The organism is Ventrimonas faecis (assembly GCF_040096075.1).
In the GTDB taxonomy this organism is placed as follows: domain Bacteria; phylum Bacillota; class Clostridia; order Lachnospirales; family Lachnospiraceae; genus Brotaphodocola; species Brotaphodocola faecis.
Genome location: NZ_JBBMFJ010000038.1, coordinates 1 through 21,794 on the forward strand (window position 1 = coordinate 1; position 21,794 = coordinate 21,794).

Annotated in this window: 21 protein-coding genes and 3 tRNA genes; 23 read left to right on the forward strand and 1 reads right to left on the reverse strand. The window is 46.3% G+C overall.

Annotated elements, in window-relative coordinates; all coding sequences use genetic code 11:
- Positions 1-301 precede the first annotated feature (301 nt).
- The 18 genes from WMO41_RS14205 to WMO41_RS14290 all read left to right on the forward strand — a co-directional run bounded on the left by WMO41_RS14205 (position 302) and on the right by WMO41_RS14290 (position 17,606).
- Positions 302-766 carry a MarR family winged helix-turn-helix transcriptional regulator gene (locus WMO41_RS14205; protein ID WP_349230331.1) on the forward strand — a complete coding sequence of 155 codons (465 nt, stop codon included), beginning with the start codon at positions 302-304 and terminating at the stop codon, positions 764-766.
- Positions 747-2,093 (forward strand): MATE family efflux transporter, encoded by a 1,347-nt coding sequence (locus tag WMO41_RS14210; protein ID WP_349230332.1) that lies wholly within the window; start codon positions 747-749, stop codon positions 2,091-2,093. The genes WMO41_RS14205 and WMO41_RS14210 overlap by 20 nt, the downstream gene beginning before the upstream one ends.
- Positions 2,094-2,256: 163 nt before the next feature.
- Entirely contained in the window at positions 2,257-3,939 is a 1,683-nt protein-coding gene (locus tag WMO41_RS14215; protein WP_494338475.1) for a DUF5722 domain-containing protein, read from the forward strand.
- Positions 3,940-4,163: 224 nt separating this feature from the next.
- Positions 4,164-4,236, forward strand: a tRNA-Asn gene (locus WMO41_RS14220).
- A gap of 39 nt (positions 4,237-4,275) precedes the next feature.
- Positions 4,276-4,347 (forward strand) — tRNA-Glu (locus WMO41_RS14225).
- Positions 4,348-4,381: 34 nt separating this feature from the next.
- Positions 4,382-4,452: transfer RNA gene (locus WMO41_RS14230), tRNA-Cys, on the forward strand.
- A gap of 304 nt (positions 4,453-4,756) precedes the next feature.
- Positions 4,757-5,851 carry a DNA cytosine methyltransferase gene (locus WMO41_RS14235; RefSeq protein WP_227359797.1) on the forward strand — a complete coding sequence of 365 codons (1,095 nt, stop codon included), beginning with the start codon at positions 4,757-4,759 and terminating at the stop codon, positions 5,849-5,851.
- A 112-nt stretch (positions 5,852-5,963) separates the two neighbouring features.
- Positions 5,964-6,278: a YdcP family protein gene (locus tag WMO41_RS14240; protein WP_002578441.1), complete on the forward strand. Its 315-nt coding sequence runs from the start codon at positions 5,964-5,966 to the stop codon at positions 6,276-6,278.
- Positions 6,279-6,299: 21 nt separating this feature from the next.
- The gene (locus WMO41_RS14245; RefSeq protein ID WP_058965470.1) at positions 6,300-6,677 is read left to right on the forward strand and encodes a YdcP family protein; all 378 of its coding nucleotides are present in this window, start codon (positions 6,300-6,302) and stop codon (positions 6,675-6,677) included.
- A 38-nt stretch (positions 6,678-6,715) separates the two neighbouring features.
- Positions 6,716-8,113, forward strand: coding sequence for an FtsK/SpoIIIE domain-containing protein (locus WMO41_RS14250; RefSeq protein WP_058965469.1), 1,398 nt, complete (start codon positions 6,716-6,718; stop codon positions 8,111-8,113).
- A gap of 152 nt (positions 8,114-8,265) precedes the next feature.
- Positions 8,266-9,489 carry a MobT family relaxase gene (gene mobT / locus WMO41_RS14255; RefSeq protein ID WP_058965968.1) on the forward strand — a complete coding sequence of 408 codons (1,224 nt, stop codon included), beginning with the start codon at positions 8,266-8,268 and terminating at the stop codon, positions 9,487-9,489.
- 51 nt (positions 9,490-9,540) lie between these two features.
- Positions 9,541-9,762 (forward strand): hypothetical protein, encoded by a 222-nt coding sequence (locus WMO41_RS14260; RefSeq protein ID WP_002570387.1) that lies wholly within the window; start codon positions 9,541-9,543, stop codon positions 9,760-9,762.
- 120 nt (positions 9,763-9,882) lie between these two features.
- Positions 9,883-10,380 carry an antirestriction protein ArdA gene (locus WMO41_RS14265; protein ID WP_117498076.1) on the forward strand — a complete coding sequence of 166 codons (498 nt, stop codon included), beginning with the start codon at positions 9,883-9,885 and terminating at the stop codon, positions 10,378-10,380.
- Positions 10,381-10,472: 92 nt separating this feature from the next.
- Positions 10,473-10,865 carry a conjugal transfer protein gene (locus WMO41_RS14270; RefSeq protein ID WP_005427021.1) on the forward strand — a complete coding sequence of 131 codons (393 nt, stop codon included), beginning with the start codon at positions 10,473-10,475 and terminating at the stop codon, positions 10,863-10,865.
- Positions 10,849-13,302, forward strand: coding sequence for a conjugal transfer ATPase TcpF (tcpF, locus tag WMO41_RS14275; RefSeq protein ID WP_058965468.1), 2,454 nt, complete (start codon positions 10,849-10,851; stop codon positions 13,300-13,302). Before WMO41_RS14270 ends, tcpF begins: the two co-directional genes overlap by 17 nt.
- On the forward strand, positions 13,299-15,680 hold the full coding sequence (locus WMO41_RS14280; RefSeq protein ID WP_077138576.1) for a CD3337/EF1877 family mobilome membrane protein: 2,382 nt from the start codon (positions 13,299-13,301) through the stop codon (positions 15,678-15,680). The genes tcpF and WMO41_RS14280 overlap by 4 nt, the downstream gene beginning before the upstream one ends.
- Positions 15,677-16,681, forward strand: a complete 1,005-nt coding sequence (locus WMO41_RS14285) for a bifunctional lytic transglycosylase/C40 family peptidase (RefSeq protein ID WP_058965467.1) — start codon at positions 15,677-15,679, stop codon at positions 16,679-16,681. Before WMO41_RS14280 ends, WMO41_RS14285 begins: the two co-directional genes overlap by 4 nt.
- A gap of 16 nt (positions 16,682-16,697) precedes the next feature.
- Positions 16,698-17,606 carry a conjugal transfer protein gene (locus WMO41_RS14290; protein ID WP_058965466.1) on the forward strand — a complete coding sequence of 303 codons (909 nt, stop codon included), beginning with the start codon at positions 16,698-16,700 and terminating at the stop codon, positions 17,604-17,606.
- 58 nt (positions 17,607-17,664) lie between these two features.
- On the opposite strand, the gene WMO41_RS14295 is transcribed toward WMO41_RS14290, so the two are convergent.
- Positions 17,665-18,042: a helix-turn-helix domain-containing protein gene (locus WMO41_RS14295; RefSeq protein ID WP_009255071.1), complete on the reverse strand. Its 378-nt coding sequence runs from the start codon at positions 18,040-18,042 to the stop codon at positions 17,665-17,667.
- A gap of 160 nt (positions 18,043-18,202) precedes the next feature.
- Here WMO41_RS14295 and WMO41_RS14300 point away from each other — a divergent pair, with 160 nt between their 5' ends.
- The 5 genes from WMO41_RS14300 to WMO41_RS14320 all read left to right on the forward strand — a co-directional run bounded on the left by WMO41_RS14300 (position 18,203) and on the right by WMO41_RS14320 (position 21,784).
- Positions 18,203-18,391 carry a helix-turn-helix domain-containing protein gene (locus tag WMO41_RS14300; RefSeq protein ID WP_032507306.1) on the forward strand — a complete coding sequence of 63 codons (189 nt, stop codon included), beginning with the start codon at positions 18,203-18,205 and terminating at the stop codon, positions 18,389-18,391.
- Positions 18,384-19,076 (forward strand): response regulator transcription factor, encoded by a 693-nt coding sequence (locus WMO41_RS14305; protein ID WP_009255073.1) that lies wholly within the window; start codon positions 18,384-18,386, stop codon positions 19,074-19,076. Before WMO41_RS14300 ends, WMO41_RS14305 begins: the two co-directional genes overlap by 8 nt.
- Positions 19,077-19,081: 5 nt before the next feature.
- Positions 19,082-19,999 (forward strand): sensor histidine kinase, encoded by a 918-nt coding sequence (locus WMO41_RS14310; protein WP_058965465.1) that lies wholly within the window; start codon positions 19,082-19,084, stop codon positions 19,997-19,999.
- 137 nt (positions 20,000-20,136) lie between these two features.
- On the forward strand, positions 20,137-21,063 hold the full coding sequence (locus WMO41_RS14315; RefSeq protein WP_349230334.1) for an ABC transporter ATP-binding protein: 927 nt from the start codon (positions 20,137-20,139) through the stop codon (positions 21,061-21,063).
- The gene (locus WMO41_RS14320; protein WP_349230335.1) at positions 21,056-21,784 is read left to right on the forward strand and encodes an ABC transporter permease; all 729 of its coding nucleotides are present in this window, start codon (positions 21,056-21,058) and stop codon (positions 21,782-21,784) included. Before WMO41_RS14315 ends, WMO41_RS14320 begins: the two co-directional genes overlap by 8 nt.
- Positions 21,785-21,794: the final 10 nt, after the last annotated feature.

Genomic DNA, 21,794 nt, shown 5'->3' on the forward strand with positions numbered 1-21,794 from the left:
CAGAGGTGGAAGTGTGGTAACACATGCAGCTGACTGTCACTAATAGGTCGAGGGCTTAACCAAGACGGTTTAGGTAAGAAACGGATGAAATTCAATATGTGGTTTTGAGGGTATATAGATGAGAGACTGGAAGAGATTCCGGTCTCTTTTTGCGTTATACGATAAATGAAACATAAAACCTAGATGTACGCTGTGTCTGTTCCCGACATAGTTCAATATTTGAAGTTTCATTGACTTCCGGATAAAATACTCCTAAAATACTTAGGAACCGAAATAATTGAAAAGGAGTTCGAAAGAAACAATGGAAACAGGAAAGATCATCAACTGCATTTCCAACCGCTTGAGAAGCCGGTCCCAGGCAGTCCACATGGAATTGGGAATTGGAAGCGCACAGGGAAAACTGTTAAATTATATTCTGGTGGAATCCACGATTCATCCTGTATATCAGAAAGATCTGGAGCGGGAATTTGGCCTGCGTCCATCTACGATAACGGAAATGTTAAATGCGCTGGAACAGAAAGAGCTGATTTTGCGGGTATCCGATGAGTGGGATGGCCGGTATAAAAAAATTGTTTTTACAGAGAAGGCGCTGGCGGTAAAGGACCGGATCCGTGCGGAAGTGGAGGAAACAGAAAGCTGTCTTCTTCAGGGAATCAGCGCGGAAGAACAGAAAGAATTTATGCGGATTGCCGGAAAAATGCTTTGCAATCTGGAGCAGGATTCAAAAAAGACAGGAGTATCGGACAATGAATACAAAAGATCATGAACTGATGGGCCGGATGAAAATTTCCAAAGCAGTAGCAACTATGGCAATTCCAAGTGTCATCAGCAGTCTGGTTACCGTTGTTTATAATATGGCGGACACCTTTTTCGTGGGTCAGACCGGAGATCCGCTGCAGGTTGCGGCAGTCAGTCTGACAAACCCGATTTTCATTTTATTTATGGCGTTTGCCAATATGTTTGGCATGGGCGGCAGTGCGGTTGCATCCATAGCCCTTGGCGGGCAGGATCAGAAGCGGATGAGGCAGGTATCAGCTTTTATCACTTATGCTTCTCTGGCGGTCGGTATTTTGTTTGCGGGTGCATTACTTGGTTTTATGCAGCCCATTCTGACCGTGTTTGGCGCGAATAAGGAGACCTATGCGTTTGCGAAAGGATATGTGTTCCATATTTCTTATGGTGCGCCGTTTATCATCTGGTCTGCATCAGCAAGCTTTGTAGTCCGTGCGGAAGGTGCCAGCAGGGAAGCCATGATCGGCAGCATGATCGGAACCATCGCAAATATTGTTCTGGATCCGGTTCTGATCAGCGGCTTTCATCTGGGAGCGGCTGGTGCGGCAGTTGCTACGACTCTGGGCAATATTCTGGCAAGCATTTATTATCTCTGGTATTTTATAAAGAAGAGCAGCAATTTTTCTATTTCCCTGAAGTATTTTACCTGTAGAGATGGAATTTTCAGCGGCATCTGCTCCTGCGGTCTGCCGACTGCAATTTTCTCTACACTGATGAGTGTTTCTACCATAGTACTGAATCAGATTTTAGTGGCATACGGCAACGCCCCGGTGGCAGCTATTGGAATTGTGTTTAAGGCCAATATGTTCATTACATTTCTGCAGATGGGACTTGCTAACGGTGTGCAGCCACTTTTGGGATACAATTTTGGATCAGGAGATCGGGAGCGTTTTCAGAAAATCGCAGCCTATACCAGAAAGTGCTGCGTAATCATTGGTGTTCTGGCTACCCTGCTCTTTTTTGTGTTCCGCAGACCGATCATAGGACTTTTCATTCAGGATGAAGAGGTGATTTATTATGGTGTGAAGATGCTGATTGCCTACATGCTTTCCGGGCCGGTTATTGGAATCCTTTTTATGAATATGAACTGTATGCAGTCCGTGGGCAAGGCATTTTGGGCAACTCTGCTTTCTGTATTGCGTCAGGGATTGCTCCTGATTCCGCTGCTGTTTATTTTGAATGCGCTTGGAGGATTGAACGGTGTCATTTACGGGCAGGCATTGACGGATTACATTGCAGTTTTTCTGTCAGCAGTGCTGTGGCGTAAATGTAAAACATATAATTCTGCAAGAAAATCTTAAGTCAATGTAAGAGAAAACCTACTTGAACCAAAAGGATTCCGTGCTATGATAGGGAAGTGAAATTGTTCCTGTTTGTGCATTGCGCAATCAGGAAATGGACTGACAGAGATTGGAGGCAGAAAGTTTGAAGAAAATATGGAAGTATTGCATTTCCCTGTGCTGTATGGCGGCAGTATTTGCCGGGGCAGGAAACGTGAAAGCCATGGCAGATGAAACACCGGCGGCTGCCGGGCAGGAAACGGCAAAACCTGCACCAACGGAATTTGCACATATCACGAGCTGCGAGGTGACTGGTGGAAATCAGGTTACGATCAAGGGACAGGTGGAAGGCAGTTTCTCAGATCTGGCATATTATGATAATTACCTGTACCTGTTTGAAATGAAACCGTACCAGCGGGATTTAAAGGGCAGGACGGACTATGCAGCGTGGATCACGAAGGGCGATGAGCTTTCGTTCCAGCTCCCGCTCAACCATGGAACGCAGGATGACCGGCTGTATTCCAGCTTTGTGGTTGCGGTTTACGATGGCAGTGAATACACTGTTGTCAGCAACGAGGCATATGTGACGAATCCGGAAAGCGTTGCGAAATATACCGATGTTTATAAGACGGCCCAGACCAAGAAGGGACTTCTGATCCAGACAACACCGGCTATGTTGTCTGATGCGTTTTCTCTTGGTGTAAATCATGTAATTGTGAACATCCCGTTCAATCACATTCTGGGAAGCGGCATCGACTATGAGTACGATGGCAAGACCTATCATTTTAATAAAGATGTGCTGGCTGTGTATGACGATACCATCAAACGAATGTCTGAGAAAGATATGACAGTGACGGCAGTTATTTTAAATGGATGGAATGACAGCACGCCTCAGCTTTATTATCCGGGTGTGACGAAGCAGCCTGCATCGGTTGCGAATTATTATGGATTCCATGTGGCTACAGAAGAGGGCTATGAGTCCCTGCGGGCCATCGCAGCATTTCTGGCGGATCGTTATGGAAGTAAATCCTCTCCTTATGGCAGAGTTTCCAACTGGGTCATTGGCAATGAGATCAATAATCAGCTGTGGAACTACATGGGACCGATGAGTCTGGATACTTATATCAATGAATATCAGCGGGCATTCCGCGTGTTCTATACGGCAATCCGCAGCACCAGTCAGAGTAGCCGGGTATTTTTCTCTACCGACTACAACTGGAATCATGAGGCGGACGGAAGCCTGAAATACAATGCAAAGGATCTGCTGGATGCCTTCAATAATAAGATGATTCCGGGCGGTTCCATGGACTGGGGGCTGGCATATCATCCGTATTCCATTCCGCTGACAGAGCCGGAGTTCTGGAATGACCGGGAGACCGGGCTGATCACGGATGATGCTTCATCGCCGGTGGTGAATATGCTGAATTTAAATGTCCTGACTGATTATCTGCAGCAGGCTCAGTTCCGCACCCGTTCCGGTGAGGTTCGCCATGTGATTCTTTCCGAACAGGGATTCACTTCTACCAGCGCAACCCGCGGAACCACGGAAGATCTGCAGGCAGCGGCCATTGCCTATGCATATTACATTGCAGACAGCAACCCGTATATCGATGCCTTTATCATGAGCCGTCAGGTCGATGCGCCGTCCGAGATGGCAGCATCCCAGGCATTCGGTCTGTGGCACTGCGATAGCAGCAAGCCGAACGACATTGTAGCAACCATGCAGAAACCGTCCTGGCTTGTATACAAAAATATTGATAACAAGGCCTCTACGCTGGAAACAACTGAGAAATACAAGGCATTGATCGGAATCAGTAAATGGAGCGATGTAGTTCCGAACTTCCGATGGAAGAGCCTGGAAAAGTAAGTTTAAAAGGCATACGATAAGGATAAAGCGGGAACTATAACAAGAGAATGACAGGGAAAGGCACCGGGAGTGAGTCATACAGAAAGACTGTCCGGTGCTTTCTCTATCTGCAAAAACGGGGAAAATTGCCTAAAAAAAATAAAATAAAAAGTTTAAGAAAACCGCTTGACAAAAAGGCACCTATATCATATAATATCCTCGTTGCCTGTCAACGAGCAGCGTATTCCTCGATAGCTCAGTCGGTAGAGCACGCGGCTGTTAACCGCGCTGTCGTAGGTTCAAGTCCTACTCGGGGAGCTCACATAGATGATATGTGTCAAACAAGTTTATATGAGAGGCCCCATGGTCAAGCGGTTAAGACATCGCCCTTTCACGGCGGTAACACGAGTTCGAATCTCGTTGGGGTCATTTATCAGAGCCGATCTGATAAGCAATTAAATATGGCGACATAGCCAAGTGGTAAGGCGTGGGTCTGCAACACCCTGATCACCAGTTCAAATCTGGTTGTCGCCTCTAAGGAATCATCGAAAGATGGTTCCTTTTTTTGTCTGGAAAAGCCAGTATTAGCAAGGCTTTGATAAGGATGGTAGTAGAAAACCAGTAAAATCAAGGCTTTGCAGACAGCAGGCAGACGGTGCTTTTATAAAAAATGAATATGAAGATGGAAAAAGACGCATTTTGAGATTTGCGTCTTTTTCTATTGGGCTTTCTGCTTTACCTTGAGAAATGAGCAGACAACAGCAAACGCCATTGAATGGACTTCCATTGATGGTGTTTTTTTATTGTCTGGAAAGGAGCAGAAAAATGGAAACAACACATGAAAAAGCAAAACGAAAGGCGGTCTATGTGTGCCCTTAAATTAGGAAGCCTGTTTGACGGAATCGGCGTGTTCCCTCTTGCGGCTTCCCGTAATGGAATTATTCCCGTTTGGGCAAGCGAGATTGAAAAATCCCCGATAGCCATAACCAAACGCCACTTCCCAGACATGGAACATTTAGGGGATATTACAAAGATACACGGAGGAAACATCTCTCCTGTTCACATTATTACATTCGGTTCGCCCTGCCAGAACCTTTCTAAAATCGGAAAGCGTGAGGGACTGGCCGGAAGCAAATCAGGACTGTTTTTTCAGGCTATCAGAATTATAGAAGAAATGAGGTGTGCTACAAATGGGTTATATCCAGTTATCGCTGTTTGGGAAAACGTCATGGGAGCGTTTTCTTCAAATGACCGGATGGATTTTAGAGCCGTGCTGCAATCATTTTCCGATACCGAAATTTCAATGCCTCCTACTGGAGGATGGGCTAACGCCGGTATGGTGCGAGGGGGAAAGACTGACCTGTGCTGGCGGCTCATGGATGCCCAGTATTGGGGAAAGCCCCGGCTTGTTCAGCGAAGAAAAAGAATCTTCCTTGTGGCAGATTTTAGAGGACAGCGTTCCGCAGAAATACTATTTAAGCCCCGCGATATGTTCCCGCTTCCTCCGCCTTGCACAGACTACGGGCTGCCCACCGCCGGAGCCAGTCGAATATCTCTTGATAAAACAAGGGGGAAAATACCCGTCATCCGCCCCTTTCAGGAACGGCGTATGCGGAGTGCCGCAAAATCAGGAAATCAGTCTGCTTTCCTCACAAGTTTCGGACGACCAGATGAACCTTTTCCAACTCTGTTGGCAAAAGCAGTCAATATGATTTCATTCTGGTATGAGGGAGAAGAAAAAGACGGAGTTCTCCGAAATTTGACACCCGTAGAGTGTGAGCGTTTGATGGGATTACCGGATGGGTGGACAGCATATGGAAATTTAGGACAGCCCATTAGCGATAATGCACGGTGCAAAGCACTTGGAAACGCAATCGCCCTGCCGTGTGCTGATTACATCATGGCAGGAATAGCAGAAACCATACATGAATAAGAAAGGCGGTCTTGTATGACAGAGAAGAATCGTTCCCCTCCGCTGTCGGATGGAACATCAACAGAAACTATCGAACCAACTATATTATTTCAGAAAGGACAGGTACATCTATATGGAATTAAAATTCGTTATCCCCAACATGGAAAAGACATTCGGCAACTTGGAGTTTGCCGGAGAAGACAAAACAGAACAGAGAAGAATCAACGGACGCATGGCGGTACTCTCCCGAAGCTTCAACCTTTATTCAGACGTACAGAGGGCGGATGATATTGTGGTTATCCTCCCTGCCGAAGCCGGAGAAAAACATTTTGACTTTGAGGAACGTGTGAAGCTCGTCAATCCCCGTATCACCGCAGAGGGCTATAAAATCGGCACAAGGGGCTTTACCAACTACATTTTACACGCTGACGATATGGTAAAAGCATAAGGAAAAGGAGGACATCAGACTATGAGATTAGCAAACGGAATCGTGATTGACAAGGAAGCAACATTCGGGGCATTGAAATTTTCTGCCCTCCGCCGTGAGGTTCACCTCCAGAATGAAGACGGCTCGGTATCAGAAGAAATCAAGGAGCGTACCTATGACTTAAAATCCAGAGGACAGGGGCGTATGATTCAGGTTTCTATCCCTGCCAGCGTGCCGTTAAAGGAGTTCGATTACAACGCAGAGGTGGAACTTATCAATCCAGTGGCAGATACCGTGGCAACGGCTACCTTTCAGGGAGCAGAGGTGGACTGGTACATCAAAGCAGAGGATATTGTCCTGAAAAAAGGGGCTGCCATGAATCCCCAGACACCGAAGAAAGACGTTCCCCCTGTAAAATAGCAGCTAAATAAGAGAAAAGCGAAAGGAGGATTGTTCCCATGAAGCAGCTTTTCCCCCGTGGAAAACGTATCCGCCCCACGGATAAAGACCTTGTGTTCCATACTGCCCTTGCCGCCCTGTTCCCTGTCTTCCTGCTGGTTGTCCTGCTGTTTCATATCCGGCAAATTGCCGGAACCGACTGGCAGGAAGTGTCCCTCTCCCAGATAGTACAGGATGTAAATATCCCTTACCTGTTATTCAGCATGGGCGTGGCAGGGCTGGTGTGCCTTACAGCAGTTCTTCTGTTCTGGCGATACCGCAGGGATGAAGTAAAGCAACTCATCCACCGCCAAAAGCTGGCAAGGATGGTGTTGGAAAACAAGTGGTATGAATCGGAGCAGAGAAAGGAGGACGCTTTTTTCAAGGACTTGTCTTCCAGCCGTTCCAAGGAAACCATCACTTACTTTCCAAAAATCTATTACCGGATGAAACAGGGTTTGCTCCATATCCGTGTGGAAATCACCTTGGGTAAATATCAGGAACAGCTCTTAAACTTGGAGAAAAAGCTGGAAAGCGGCTTGTACTGTGAGCTGACGGATAAAGAATTAAAGGATTCCTACGTGGAGTACACCCTGCTCTATGATACCATTGGAGGCCGTATCTCCATTGAGGACGTACAGGCAAAGGACGGCAGGCTCCGGCTCATGGAAAATGTCTGGTGGGAGTATGACAAGCTCCCCCATATGCTCATTGCCGGAGGAACCGGCGGCGGAAAGACCTACTTTATCCTGACCCTCATTGAAGCCCTGCTCCGCACCAACGCCGTCCTGTCCGTGTTAGACCCGAAGAACGCCGACCTTGCGGATTTACAGGCGGTTATGCCGGATGTGTACTACAAAAAGGAAGATATGCTCGCCTGCATTGACCGTTTCTATGAAGAAATGATGAAACGCAGCGAAGACATGAAGCTCATGGAGAATTACCGGACAGGGGAAAACTACGCTTACTTGGGGCTTCCTGCAAATTTCCTTATCTTTGATGAATATGTAGCATTTATGGAAATGCTCGGCACAAAGGAAAACGCCGCTGTCCTCAACAAATTAAAGCAAATCGTTATGCTTGGGCGGCAGGCTGGTTTCTTCCTGATTCTCGCCTGCCAGCGTCCGGACGCAAAGTATCTGGGGGACGGAATCCGTGACCAGTTTAATTTCCGTGTAGCTCTGGGGCGGATGTCGGAAATGGGTTATGGAATGATGTTCGGGGAAACCACAAAGGACTTCTTCCTCAAGCAGATAAAAGGGCGTGGCTATGTGGATGTGGGAACCAGCGTTATCTCGGAGTTTTACACGCCCCTTGTCCCAAAAGGACACGATTTCCTCAAAGAAATAAAAAAACTGACAGACAGCAGGCAGGGAGTGCAGGCGGCGTGCGAAGCGAAAGCCGCAGAAACGGACTGACCTGCTGTGGCTGGTGTGCCGCAAGGCACGCCAGCATAAACCCCTCGTATCTAACAGAGGGGTACAAATCGACAGGCAACAACCAAACAACAGGGCAAAATCCCACGGTACACAAGGGATTTTCCCCATATCCGGCGTGTGTCAACAAGGCTCTGAAAGTTGACATACGCTTTTTTAGACAGGAGGGATTTTCACTGAATGAAGAAACATGGGTACGGGACATCAAAGAAAAACGGGAAATTTATGGTATCTCACAACAGAAACTTGCGTTAGCTGCCGGAATCACACGTCCGTACCTGAGCGATATTGAAACGGGCAAGGCTCACCCGTCCGAAGCATTACAGGAAGCCATCACGGAAGCTCTGGAACGCTTCAATCCAGACACTCCCCTTGAAATGCTCTTTGATTATGTGCGGATTCGTTTTCCCACTACGGATGTGAAGCATATCGTGGAAGACGTGCTTCGGCTAAGGCTTCCCTACTTTATCCATGAAGACTACGGCTTCTACTCTTACACAGAACATTACTATCTTGGGGATATTTTCGTTTTGGTATCGCCGGAACTGGAAAAAGGGGTGCTGCTGGAACTGAAAGGGCGTGGCTGCCGCCAGTTTGAAAGCTATCTGCTGGCACAGGAACGGAGCTGGTATGAGTTTTTCATGGACGTTCTCATGGAGGACGGCGTGATGAAGCGGCTTGACCTCGCCATCAATGACAAAACGGGAATCCTGAACATTCCCCATCTGACAGAGAAGTGCCGGAATGAGGAATGTATCTCGGTCTTCCGCAGCTTCAAAAGCTACCGCAGCGGCGAACTGGTACGGCGTGAGGAAAAAGAATGTATGGGGAACACCCTGTATATCGGCTCCCTCCAAAGTGAGGTGTACTTCTGCATTTACGAAAAAGACTATGAGCAGTACAAAAAGCATGATATTCCCATTGAAGACGCAGAGGTAAAGAACCGTTTTGAAATCCGGCTGAAAAATGAGCGTGCCTTTTACGCCATCCGTGACCTGTTAGAACATGACAATCCAGAACGGACAGCCTTTCAAATCATCAACCGTTATGTCCGGTTCGTGGATAGGGACGATACGAAGCCCCGTTCTGACTGGCGTATCAATGAGGAATGGGCGTGGTTCATTGGAGAACACAGAGGAATCCTGAAACTGACAACCAAACCGGAACCCTATTCCTTTGAACGTACCCTGCACTGGCTCTCCCATCAGGTAGCCCCCACGTTAAAGCTGGCTCTCCGTCTGGATAAGATGAACCACACCCAGATTGTCCATGACATCATCACCCACGCAAAGCTGACGGAGAAACACGAAAAAATCCTGAAGCAGCAAGCCGCCGCTGCAAAGGAGGTGGTGCTTTAACGGCGGCAATCTTGGAACCTAAGAACTCTTACAGGAAAGAAAGGAGCTTTTATGAATTTCGGACAGAATCTTTATAACTGGTTTTTATCCAACGCCCAGTCCCTTGTGCTGCTGGCAATCGTGGTGATTGGACTGTACCTCGGATTTAAGAGGGAATTTTCCAAACTTATCGGTTTTCTGGTGGTGTCCCTTGTAGCGGTCGGTCTGGTCTTCAATGCGGACGGTGTAAAGGACATCTTACTGGAACTGTTCAATAAGATTATCGGTGCATAGGAAACCCTTGTTACACTTCCGTTATGGAGCAAGCTCTGATTGCTTCATGGCGGAAGTCCACTAGGGGCTTGGGGAGCGTAACTCCCCAAAAGAAGCATGACAGAGAATGAAGGTGACACTATGGAAGAAATGCGGATTTACATTGCCAACTTAGGCAAATACAATGAGGGCGAACTGGTAGGGGCATGGTTCACGCCGCCTGTGGATTTTGAGGAAGTCAAGGAACGTATCGGCTTGAATGATGAGTATGAGGAATACGCCATCCATGATTATGAGCTGCCTTTTGAGATTGACGAATATACCCCCATTGAGGAAGTCAACCGCCTGTGTGAAATGGTGGAGGACTTACCGGAGTACATTCAGGAGGAACTATCAGAGCTGCAATCCTATTTTGGCAGTATCGAAGAACTCTGTGAGCATGAAGACGATATTATCTGCCATTCCGGCTGTGACGATATGGCGGATGTGGCTCGCTGCTATCTGGAAGAAAGCGGACAACTTGGAGAACTTCCGGCACACTTACAAAACTATATCGACTACGCCGCCTATGGGCGTGACATGGAATTGGAGGGAACCTTTGTTGTCACGAACCACGGCGTATATGAAATCATACGGTAGACCCGTCTGTATCTCTTTCAGGAAATACAGGCGGATTTTTTATTCAGGGGCGGCTCTTTTGCTGTCCCCATCTTTTAGAAAGGACGGACAACATGAAGAAAATACGAAGCTATACCAGTATCTGGTCGGTGGAAAAGGTACTCTATTCCATCAATGATTTTAAGCTGCCATTCCCCATCACGTTCACACAGATGGCGTGGTTCGTAGTATCGGTGTTTGCAGTTATGCTCTTGGGGAACCTCCCGCCCCTTTCGTTCATTGACGGGGCATTTTTAAAATACTTCGGCGTACCCTTTGCCCTCACTTGGTTCATGTGCCAGAAGACCTTTGACGGGAAGAAGCCTTACGGCTTCCTGAAATCCGTACTGGCATATCTGGTACGCCCGAAACTGACCTATGCAGGAAAGCCCGTGAAGCTGGAAAAGGAATATCCGGCACAGCCCATCACGGCAGTAAGGAGTGATATTTATGGCATATCCGATTAAGTATATCGAAAATAATCTTGTGTTCAACCATGACGGGGAGTGCTTTGCTTACTATGAGCTGCTTCCCTACAACTATTCCTTTTTAAGCCCTGAACAGAAATATCAGGTACACGATTCGTTCCGGCAGCTTATCGCCCAGAACAGGGACGGGAAGATTCACGCCCTGCAAATCAGCACCGAATCCAGCATACGGGCAGCACAGGAACGCTCCAAACAGGAAGTAACAGGCAAGTTAAAAGATATTGCCTGTGCAAAGATTGACGCACAGACCGAAGCCCTGATTTCCATGATAGGGGAAAATCAGGTGGACTACCGCTTTTTTATCGGCTTCAAGCTGCTTGTCAATGAGCAGGAAGTCACCATGAAGCAGTTTCGCAGGGAAGCAAAGACCGCCGTTTCCGATTTCCTCCATGAAGTCAACCACAAACTCATGGGGGATTTTGTTTCCATGAGCAATGAAGAAATCTGGCGGTTTCAGAAGATGGAAAAGCTGCTGGAAAGTAAAATCTCACGCCGCTTCAAAGTCCGGCGGCTTAACAAGGACGATTTTGGCTATCTGATTGAGCATTTATACGGGCAGACCGGAACCGCCTACGAAGATTATGAGTATTATCTTCCGAAGAAACGGTTTCAGGAGGAAACGCTGGTGAAATACTATGACCTCATCAAACCCACCCGTTGTCTGATAGAGGAAAACCAACGGTATCTGAAAATCGAACAGGAAGACGGGACAGTATATGCCGCCTACTTTACCATCAACAGCATTGTGGGGGAACTGGACTTCCCATCCTCGGAAATCTTTTACTATCAGCAGCAGCAATTCACTTTTCCCATTGATACCTCTATGAATGTGGAGATTGTGACAAACCGGAAAGCCCTCTCCACGGTGCGGAACAAGAAAAAAGAGCTGAAAGATTTGGACAACCACGCATGGCAGAATGACAGTGAAACCAGTACAAACGTGGTGGACGCTTTAGACAGCGTAAATGAGCTGGAATCCACCTTAGACCAGAGCAAGGAATCCATGTATAAGCTGTCCTATGTGGTGCGTGTGACGGCTCCCGACTTGGAGGAACTGAAACGCCGCTGCAATGAGGTGAAAGATTTTTATGACGATTTGAACGTGAAGCTGGTTCGCCCCTTTGGGGATATGCTGGGGCTGCATGGGGAATTTCTCCCTGCCAGCAAACGGTATCTGAACGATTACATCCAGTATGTCACCAGTGACTTCCTTGCTGGTCTTGGCTTCGGGGCAACCCAGATGTTAGGGGAACCGGAGGGCATTTATATCGGGTACAGCCTTGATACAGGAAGAAACGTCTACTTAAAGCCTGCCCTTGCCAGTCAAGGGGTAAAAGGCTCCGTCACCAACGCCCTTGCTGCCGCTTTTGTCGGCTCCCTCGGCGGTGGAAAATCATTCAGCAACAACATGATTGTCTATTATTCCGTATTATTTGGGGCACAGGCTCTCATTGTTGACCCGAAAGCGGAACGGGGACGCTGGAAAGAAACCCTGCCGGAAATCGCCCATGAAATCAATATCGTAAACCTGACCTCAGAGGAACAGAACAGGGGCTTGCTCGACCCCTATGTGATTATGGAGAACCCAAAGGATTCCGAATCACTGGCAATCGACATCCTGACCTTTTTAACAGGCATTTCCAGCCGTGACGGGGAAAAGTTCCCTGTTCTTCGGAAAGCCATCCGTGCAGTAACAAACAGTGAGGAACGGGGGCTTTTCAAAGTGATTGAGGAACTTCGGGCGGAGGGAACCACCATCAGCACCAGCATAGCTGACCATATCGAATCCTTTACGGACTATGACTTTGCACACCTGCTCTTTTCGGATGGGGATGTCACACAGTCCATCAGCCTTGAAAAGCAGCTCAATATCATTCAGGTGGCGGATTTGGTTCTGCCGGATAAGGAAACCTCGTTTGAAGAATACACCACAATGGAGCTGCTTTCCGTGGCAATGCTCATTGTAATCAGCACCTTTGCCCTCGACTTCATCCACACCGACCGCAGCGTGTTTAAGATTGTGGATTTGGATGAAGCATGGAGCTTCTTACAGGTGGCACAGGGCAAGACCCTCTCCATGAAGCTGGTTCGTGCCGGACGTGCCATGAACGCAGGCGTTTACTTTGTCACCCAGAACACGGACGATTTGCTGGATGAAAAGCTGAAAAACAATCTGGGCCTGAAGTTTGCATTCCGCTCCACGGACATCAACGAAATCAAGAAGACCCTCGCCTTTTTCGGGGTGGATTCCGAAGATGAAAACAACCAGAAGCGGCTCCGTGACTTGGAAAACGGACAGTGCCTTATCAGTGATTTGTACGGGCGTGTGGGGGTGATACAGTTCCATCCTATCTTTGAAGACCTGTTCCATGCCTTTGACACCAGACCGCCTGTTAGAAAAGAGGTGGAGGAATGAAGATAAGAAAGCCCATCCAGCAGGGGACAGCTCTTGTCCCTTGCCGGACAAAGGGAGAAAACTCTTTTAAAAAAATCGGGAGTATAGCAGGAAAAGTGCTTCTGGCACTCCTGCTCATCCTCCTGCTGCTGGCAGTCTTCGGCACAGCCGCCCACGCTGCCGGACTGGTGGATGATACGGTAGACGCTGCCAACGAATACAGCAAATATCCTCTGGACAACTACCAGCTTGATTTTTATGTGGACAGCGGATGGGACTGGCTCCCGTGGAACTGGCTGGACGGTATCGGAAAACAGGTGATGTACGGGCTGTATGCCATCACAAATTTTATCTGGACAATCAGCCTGTACCTTTCCAACGCCACGGGGTATCTGATTCAAGAAGCCTACTCGCTGGACTTTATTTCCTCTACGGCGGATTCCATTGGAAAAAATATGCAGACCTTGGCAGGCGTTACCACAGGCGGCTTGTCCTCGGAGGGATTTTATATCGGGTTCCTGCTGATTCTCATTCTGGTGGTGGGGATTTACGTTGCCTACACAGGGCTTATCAAACGGGAAACCACAAAAGCCATCCATGCCGTTGTCAATTTCGTGGTGGTGTTCGTGCTGTCCGCTGCCTTTATCGCCTATGCTCCTGATTATATCGGGAAAATCAATGAATTTTCCGCAGACATCAGCAATGCCAGCCTGACCCTTGGTACAAAGATTGTGCTGCCAAACTCGGGAAGTCAAGGAAAAGACAGTGTGGATTTGATACGGGACAGCCTGTTTTCCATTCAGGTCAAGCAGCCGTGGCTCCTGCTGCAATACGGCAACTCGGATGTGGAAAGCCTTGGGGCTGACCGTGTGGAACGCCTGCTCTCAACCAGTCCAGACGAAAACAACGGGCAGGACAGGGAAGAAATCGTAGTGGAGGAAATCGAAGACAGGGAAAACACCAACCTTACCATCACAAAGACCATCAACCGCTTGGGAACCGTCTTCTTCCTGTTCATGTTCAATATCGGTATCTCCATTTTTGTATTCCTGCTCACGGGGATAATGATTTTCTCACAGGTACTTTTTATTATCTACGCCATGTTCCTGCCTGTGAGCTTCCTCCTTAGCATGGTTCCCTCTTTTGAGGGGATGTCAAAACGTGCCATTACAAAGCTGTTCAATACCATCCTTACCAGAGCCGGAATCACCCTGATTATCACGGTAGCGTTCAGTATTTCCACCATGCTCTACAACCTGTCTGGGGAATATCCGTTCTTCCTGACGGCGTTTTTGCAGATAGTGACCTTTGCCGGAATTTATTTCAAGCTGGGGGATTTGATGGGGATGTTCTCCTTACAGAGTGGGGATTCCCAAAGCATGGGGAGCCGCATCATGCGAAGACCCCGTATGCTCATGCACGCCCATATGCACCGTTTACAGCATAAGTTAGGACGTTCTGTGGCGGCTCTTGGGGCTGGAACGGCTGCATACCACGCAGGGAAACAGGCTGGCTCAGACCAGAGAACTGCTTCCCACTCCGGCTCTTCCAAACGGACACAGGCAGACCACAGCAGACCAGACGGGCAGGCAGCACCGGAAAAGGAATCCGCATGGAAACGGGCTGGCTCTGCGGTAGGTGCGGTGGCAGATGCCAAAGATAAGATAGCCGATACTGCCGGACAGCTTCGGGAGCAGGCAAAGGATTTGCCTGTCAATGCAAAGTACGCCCTTTACCACGGGAAAACACAGGTATCAGAGGGAGTACTAGATTTTACTTCCAGCGTGACCCAGACCCGAACTGCCAGAGCCGAACAGCGGAACGCACAGGCAGAAAGCCGCAGACAGACCATTGCAGAACGCAGGGCGGAACTGGAACAGGCAAAACAGCCGCAAATGACAGCTTCCGAATCCCCCAAAGGGGCGGCTCCTGTCCATGAACGCCCTGTTACTGCAAAGCAGACAGAAGATTTCCGAAATCGTGCAGATACCACTCATACAGAAAAACCAGCCATGCAGCCAGCTTCCCCATCCATCAGGGAACGGGGACAAATTTCTTATGGGGGAACTGTGGCAGAACGGTCTTCGGTTCCGGTGGTAAAGGCTGCTTCCATCCACCATGAACAGACACCGCATGTAAGGGCAGAACGCCAGATAGTCCCTCCGGCTTCCCCAGACAAACCAGATGAAAGACAAAAGGTGGCTCCCACTGTTACACCGACTGCTCCCCGTCCGGCAAGACCTGTCCAAAATGATACGGCTCCTGTGATACCGGAAAGAAAACGGATTACCCCTGCGGTAAAAGAATCTAACTTTACCATCCGGCGTACCACCGCCAGAAAGGAGTGGACAAAAACGGTAACAGCGGCTTCCAAACAGAAGAAAGGGGAGAAACCATGAAGTTAAGACACCTTTTCTTCGCCTGTTCCGGCGTGTTCGTGATGATGTTCTCCCTGCTCCTTTTGGTGGTGATTGTCTTCTCGGATGAGGAAGACGGAGGAAGCGGCGGAAACCTTATCTATGGGGGCGTGAGCGTATCACAGGAAGTCCTCACCCATAAGCCTATGCTGGAAAAGTATGCAAGAGAATATGGCATAGAGGAATACTTAAATGTGCTGCTCGCCATCATTCAGGTGGAATCCGGCGGCACGCTGGAAGACGTTATGCAGTCCTCAGAATCTCTGGGGCTTCCCCCAAACTCCCTTAGTACAGAGGAATCCATCAAGCAGGGCTGCAAATATTTTTCGGAATTGCTCGCAGCGGCAGAAACAAAGGGCTGTGATTTAAACAGTGCGATTCAGTCCTACAACTACGGCGGCGGTTTCCTAGACTATGTGGCAGGACGTGGGAAAAAATACACCTTTGAACTGGCAGAGAGCTTCGCAAGAGAAAAATCCAGCGGAAAGAAAGTCACCTACACCAACCCTGTTGCGGTAGAGAAAAACGGGGGCTGGCGGTATTCCTACGGAAATATGTTCTATGTCCTCTTGGTATCGCAATACCTGACCGTGGCACAGTTTGATGATGAAACGGTACAGGCTATCATGGAGGAAGCCTTAAAGTATGAGGGCTGGACGTATGTGTACGGGGGCGATTCCCCCTCCACTTCCTTTGACTGTTCGGGACTGGTGCAGTGGTGCTATGGCAAGGCAGGAATCGCCCTGCCACGGACAGCACAGGAACAGTACAATGTGACGCAGCATATCCCCCTGTCCGAAGCAAAAGCAGGGGATTTGGTCTTTTTCCACTCCACCTACAACGCCGGAACCTACATCACCCATGTGGGGCTGTATGTGGGAAATAACCGGATGTACCATGCCGGAAATCCCATTGGCTACGCAGACCTGACAGGCTCTTACTGGCAACAGCACCTTGCCGGAGCCGGACGAATCAAACAATAAGAAAGGATGAACCGATATGATTCAGATTAGAAAAGAGGAACACCAGAAAAAGCAGAAAGAAAAGAAACTGAAAGTTTACAAAGTCAATACCCACAAAAAAACTGTGATTGCCCTGTGGGTGCTGCTGGCGGTGAGCTTCCTGTTTGCCGTCTATAAGAATTTCACGGCGATAGACATTCATACTGTCCATGAAACCAAAGTAATTGAGGAACAAATCCTCGACACTCACAAGATAGAGAATTTTGTGAAGAATTTCGCAGAAGTCTACTATTCATGGGAACAGTCCGCCGCTTCCATTGACAACCGGACAAACGCTTTAAAAGGGTATCTCACCGGAGAGCTGCAAGCCCTGAATGTAGATACTATCCGAAAGGACATCCCCGTATCGTCTGCCCTGACCGATTTTCAGATATGGGAAATCACAGAAGAAAAGGAGCAGCATTATCAAGTGACCTATACGGTGGAACAGCGTATCACAGAGGGAGAATCCAGTAAAACCGTCCGTTCCGCCTATCAGGTGACGGTCTATGTAGACGGCTCTGGAAACCTGACGATTATCCAGAACCCAACCATTACCAGCGTTCCCGTAAAATCCGGCTACACCCCAAAAGCGGTACAAAGTGACGGTACGGTGGACTCCATCACCACAGAGGAAATCAACGAATTTCTCACTACCTTTTTCAAGCTGTACCCTACGGCAACCGCAAAGGAGCTGACCTATTATGTGAATGAGGGTGTGCTGAAACCTGTGGGAAAAGAGTATATTTTCTCGGAACTGGTAAATCCGGTCTACAACCGAAACGGAAATCAGGTGACAGCTTCCCTTGCAGTGAAATATCTGGATAACCAGACCATGACAACACAGGTATCACAGTTTAACCTTGTACTGGAAAAGAACGTGGAAAACTGGAAGATTGTGAAATAGAGTTATATAAAGCAGAAGACACATTGTATTTCCTGAAAGATTACAATGTGTCTTCTCGTTAAAATTCTGTTCTGGACATTCCCCTGTCCTCTGTTTCGACTTCGGCTATCTCTTTTGCTGTGGCGGTGACTACCCGTATTCCTTTCTCACTCATACTATCAAGCAGTGTATCAAGCTGCCTACGTTGTGTATCTTTTTCCGCTGATTTATCTGGGAAAAAGAATTGGTCTACGGATATATCATAGCGTGTTACAAGCTCATAAAAAATTTGCAAACTCGGCTGTTGTCCTTTATTCTCAATATTAGCAAGATAACGTGGTGAGATATACATTTCATCACTTACTTTTTTACGGCTCTCTTTTCGTTCGGTTCTCGCTGCTTTGATAGCTTGTCCGAAAGCCTTAAAGTCATATTTAGCTGTTGGTCTTTTTGCCATATTTATTCACCCATATACATTCTACTGTTCCTCTTTCATACTGAATACGTCTATACAGTTCCTATTTATAGCCATAATAATTCATATGCTTGCACTTGCTATTATTCGTATGCCCGACTATAATTATACTGATATGATTTGTAGAAAGGACTTGGGTGTTATGGAATATATGTCTTGCCCCGAAGCAGCGAAGAAATGGGGAATTTCTGAAAGGCGGGTACAGGTACTTTGCAGAGAAAACCGCATACTGGGTGTTTCAAAACTTGGATATATGTGGCTGATACCAAAGGACGCGGAAAAACCGATTGACGGGAGAACAAAACAAGGAAAGGAGCTACACCATGAATAAAGTTTTGATTATAGATGATGATAAAGAGCTTTGTGCGCTGATTAAGCGAAGCGTTTTATCAGAAGATATAGAAGCTGATTTTTGTAATACAGGAAAAGAGGGATTACAAAAATTAAAAGAAAAAGAATATCAACTTGTGATACTGGACGTTATGATGCCCGGTATGGACGGATTTGAAACACTGGAAGAAATCAGAAAAGAAAACAGTCTGCCGATTTTGATGTTTACCTCTAAAAATGACAGTGCTTCCAAAGTGCGCGGCTTACGCGCAGGAGCCGATGATTATTTGACAAAGCCTTTTGATATGGACGAACTAATAGCCCGTATTATTTCTCTTATACGGCGTTATACCCGTTTCAATCAAACAGACGGAATGACACAGCAGCTTGAATTTGACGGATTGAAAATAGACCTTGAAAATCGTTCTATTATTACGGAAAATGGAACTTTTGAGTTGCCCCCAAAGGAATTTGACCTGCTTTTATACTGCGCGAAACATCAAGGAAAAATTTTGACAAAGCAACAGATTTATGAAGAAGTGTGGGGAGAAGAATATGTTTATGATGACAGTAACATTATGGCGATTATTAGCCGACTTCGCAAGAAATTAGAGGTAAATCCCGGAAACCCCAAATACATTCAGACAATTAAGGGAATTGGTTATCGCTTTAGCAAGGAGGTTTGATTTTTATGGAAGCGATTATTTTTCTATCAATTATCATTACACTTTTTTCTATTTTTGTTTCTTGCCTTGTTATCCGGCGTGTTAAAAAGCAGATAGCAGAAATAACAGACGCATTGGCTGATGTAAAAAATGGGAATGGAAACAGGCGGATTTTATCAGCAACAAATGAACTGGTAGCTCCTCTTGCTTATGAAATCAATGAGATTGTTGTATCTTATGAGAAAAGGCTGTCTACTGTCCGGCAGGCAGAAGAAACGAACCGCCAGCTTATGACAAGCCTTTCCCATGATGTTCGGACACCGCTTACCACACTTATTGGGTATCTTGACGCCGCACATAGAGGAATTGTCACAGGAAAAGACAAGGACGACTATATCGAAACTGCCCGTCGTAAAGCTCACGATTTGAAAGAATATATAGATATTCTTTTTGACTGGTTCAAATTAAACTCTAATGAGTTTGCTATGGATATAAATACCGTTGAAGCTGCGGAACTAACACGAAATATTTTGATTGACTGGATACCTATATTTGAAGATAGGCAGATAGATTATAACATTGATATTCCCGAACAGCCTTTCCGAGTAAAACTTGATACGGACGGTTATATGCGGATATTGAATAATCTTATTCAGAATGTAATTTCCCACAGTCATGCAGACAAAATAGAAATATTCCTATCAAAGCAGGAAAAAAATATGCAAATTCGATTAACTGATAACGGGATAGGCATTGAAAAAGAAGATTTGAAACATATTTTCGAGAGGCTTTATAAATGTGATAAAGGGCGTGCTGAAAAAGGCAGCGGTCTTGGCTTATCTATCGTTCATCAGCTTGTGGAAAAGATGAATGGCACAATAACAGCAGATAGTGTACCGGAAAAAGGAACTAAATTTACTTTACTTTTTCCGTTGATAGATTAAGGCTTTTCCGTCTTTATGGCGGGAGCCTTAATTACTTTCGGAAGCTGTATTTGAAATTGCAAGGTTAATGCAAGGTTGTTGCAAGGTTAATGCAAGATTGGAGTGATAGAATACTTTACAGAACAGGAGGTTTGAATATGGACACAAAATATATCATTGAAACAAAAAATCTTACAAAGCAGTACGGCTCACAAAAGAGTGTTGCTGACTTAAATATCCATGTACAGAGAGGAAGAATTTATGGACTGCTTGGAAGAAACGGAGCCGGAAAAACAACTACTATGAAAATGCTGCTTGGATTGACAAAGCCTACTTCCGGCGAATTCAAAATATGGGGAAAGGCTTTGCAGGGGAATGAAAAGAAACTTTTGCCCCGTATCGGTAGCTTGATTGAGTCCCCCGGCTTTTATCCTAATCTGACTGCTACGGAAAATTTGCGTATCTTTGCAACCTTACGAGGTGTGCCAAACAATCATGCGATTAAAGACGCTTTAGATTTAGTAGGACTGCCTTATAAGGACAAAAAACTGTTTTCCCAGTATTCGCTTGGTATGAAACAACGTCTTGCGATTGCACTTGCTGTTATGCACGACCCGGAACTTTTAATTTTAGATGAACCTATCAACGGGCTTGACCCTATCGGTATTGCGGAAGTTCGCTCTTTTATTCGTGAGCTTTGTGACACAAGAGGAAAAACAATTTTAATTTCCAGTCATATTCTTTCAGAAATCGCACTACTGGCTGATGACATTGGTATTATCGACCATGGCAAACTACTGGAAGAAGAAAGCCTTGCAGAACTGGAACAAAAAAGTAGCAAACATATTCGATTTACTCTTTCTGATACCGCACAGGCAGCAAGAATTTTGGAACGTACTTTCCACGAAAGCCATTTTTCTATACAGGACGACCATAACTTACGCTTGCATAACCTTGACTTATCCGTAGGAAAAATTGTAACTGCCTTTGTGGAAAATGGATTGGAGGTATCAGAAGCTCATACCTGCGAAGAAAGTCTTGAAGATTACTTCAAGCGAGTGACGGGAGGCGAGGGAATTGCTTAAATTGGTCTATTGTGAATTTCTTAAATTAAAGCGGAAAAAATTTATATTTTTAACTATCTTTGCAGCCGCTTTGTTTCCTATTCCTATGACTACATTTGCAGCTAAAAGCAATTTAGGATTTGACTGGCTTTATTTGAATATTGGAGTGTTTGGGTATTTCTTATTATTACCAACGGTTTTAGGAATTTTGGGAGCTATATTGTTCTTTTCAGAAAAGACGAATGGAACCCAAAAGAACATTAACACAATTCCTATTTCCACAGCAGCCTTAATTACTGCAAAAGTAATTACAATATTGATATTTTCCATTATTTATTCTCTTGCGACAAATGCCGCAACCTTAATAGGGGGATTGATAATAGGTAGTGCCGACCATATTCTTTACAGGCTATTGCTTGGAGTCTTGATTGGCGTTATGGTGGCAGTTTCCATACTCCCTGTTATCGCTATCGAATGTCTTAGCAAAAAAGGATATATTTTTTCAATAATCCTATCGTTTATTTATGCAAGCGCAAGTTTTGCTATTGTTTTTGCTATGTCAAACGTATTATCCCCTCTGTCGGCTGTTTTTAGATGGGCTTTACCTCACATGACTACGGGACCAACATACAGATTAGACGACTGGTTTTTAAGTTCTCCCGCATGTATTGGTATTTTGATATTAACAGCTATTGCTTCACTAATGCTTGCGATTATTTATAAAAGCAAGCAGGAAATTTAGGAGGTGCTTA

Bases quoted from the DNA above. Each gene is read 5' to 3' on its own strand.
- WMO41_RS14235 (WP_227359797.1), top strand. From the start codon at position 4,757: ATGAAAAAGCAAAACGAAAGGCGGTCTATGTGTGCCCTTAAATTAGGA.
- WMO41_RS14260 (WP_002570387.1), top strand. From the start codon at position 9,541: ATGAATTTCGGACAGAATCTTTATAACTGGTTTTTATCCAACGCCCAG.
- WMO41_RS14280 (WP_077138576.1), top strand. From the start codon at position 13,299: ATGAAGATAAGAAAGCCCATCCAGCAGGGGACAGCTCTTGTCCCTTGC.
- WMO41_RS14250 (WP_058965469.1), top strand. From the start codon at position 6,716: ATGAAGCAGCTTTTCCCCCGTGGAAAACGTATCCGCCCCACGGATAAA.
- tcpF (WP_058965468.1), top strand. From the start codon at position 10,849: ATGGCATATCCGATTAAGTATATCGAAAATAATCTTGTGTTCAACCAT.
- WMO41_RS14295 (WP_009255071.1), bottom strand. From the start codon at position 18,042: ATGGCAAAAAGACCAACAGCTAAATATGACTTTAAGGCTTTCGGACAA.
- WMO41_RS14210 (WP_349230332.1), top strand. From the start codon at position 747: ATGAATACAAAAGATCATGAACTGATGGGCCGGATGAAAATTTCCAAA.
- WMO41_RS14240 (WP_002578441.1), top strand. From the start codon at position 5,964: ATGGAATTAAAATTCGTTATCCCCAACATGGAAAAGACATTCGGCAAC.
- WMO41_RS14205 (WP_349230331.1), top strand. From the start codon at position 302: ATGGAAACAGGAAAGATCATCAACTGCATTTCCAACCGCTTGAGAAGC.
- WMO41_RS14310 (WP_058965465.1), top strand. From the start codon at position 19,082: ATGGAAGCGATTATTTTTCTATCAATTATCATTACACTTTTTTCTATT.
- WMO41_RS14285 (WP_058965467.1), top strand. From the start codon at position 15,677: ATGAAGTTAAGACACCTTTTCTTCGCCTGTTCCGGCGTGTTCGTGATG.
- WMO41_RS14215 (WP_494338475.1), top strand. From the start codon at position 2,257: ATGGCGGCAGTATTTGCCGGGGCAGGAAACGTGAAAGCCATGGCAGAT.
- WMO41_RS14245 (WP_058965470.1), top strand. From the start codon at position 6,300: ATGAGATTAGCAAACGGAATCGTGATTGACAAGGAAGCAACATTCGGG.
- WMO41_RS14305 (WP_009255073.1), top strand. From the start codon at position 18,384: ATGAATAAAGTTTTGATTATAGATGATGATAAAGAGCTTTGTGCGCTG.
- WMO41_RS14290 (WP_058965466.1), top strand. From the start codon at position 16,698: ATGATTCAGATTAGAAAAGAGGAACACCAGAAAAAGCAGAAAGAAAAG.
- WMO41_RS14300 (WP_032507306.1), top strand. From the start codon at position 18,203: ATGGAATATATGTCTTGCCCCGAAGCAGCGAAGAAATGGGGAATTTCT.
- WMO41_RS14315 (WP_349230334.1), top strand. From the start codon at position 20,137: ATGGACACAAAATATATCATTGAAACAAAAAATCTTACAAAGCAGTAC.
- WMO41_RS14270 (WP_005427021.1), top strand. From the start codon at position 10,473: ATGAAGAAAATACGAAGCTATACCAGTATCTGGTCGGTGGAAAAGGTA.
- WMO41_RS14265 (WP_117498076.1), top strand. From the start codon at position 9,883: ATGGAAGAAATGCGGATTTACATTGCCAACTTAGGCAAATACAATGAG.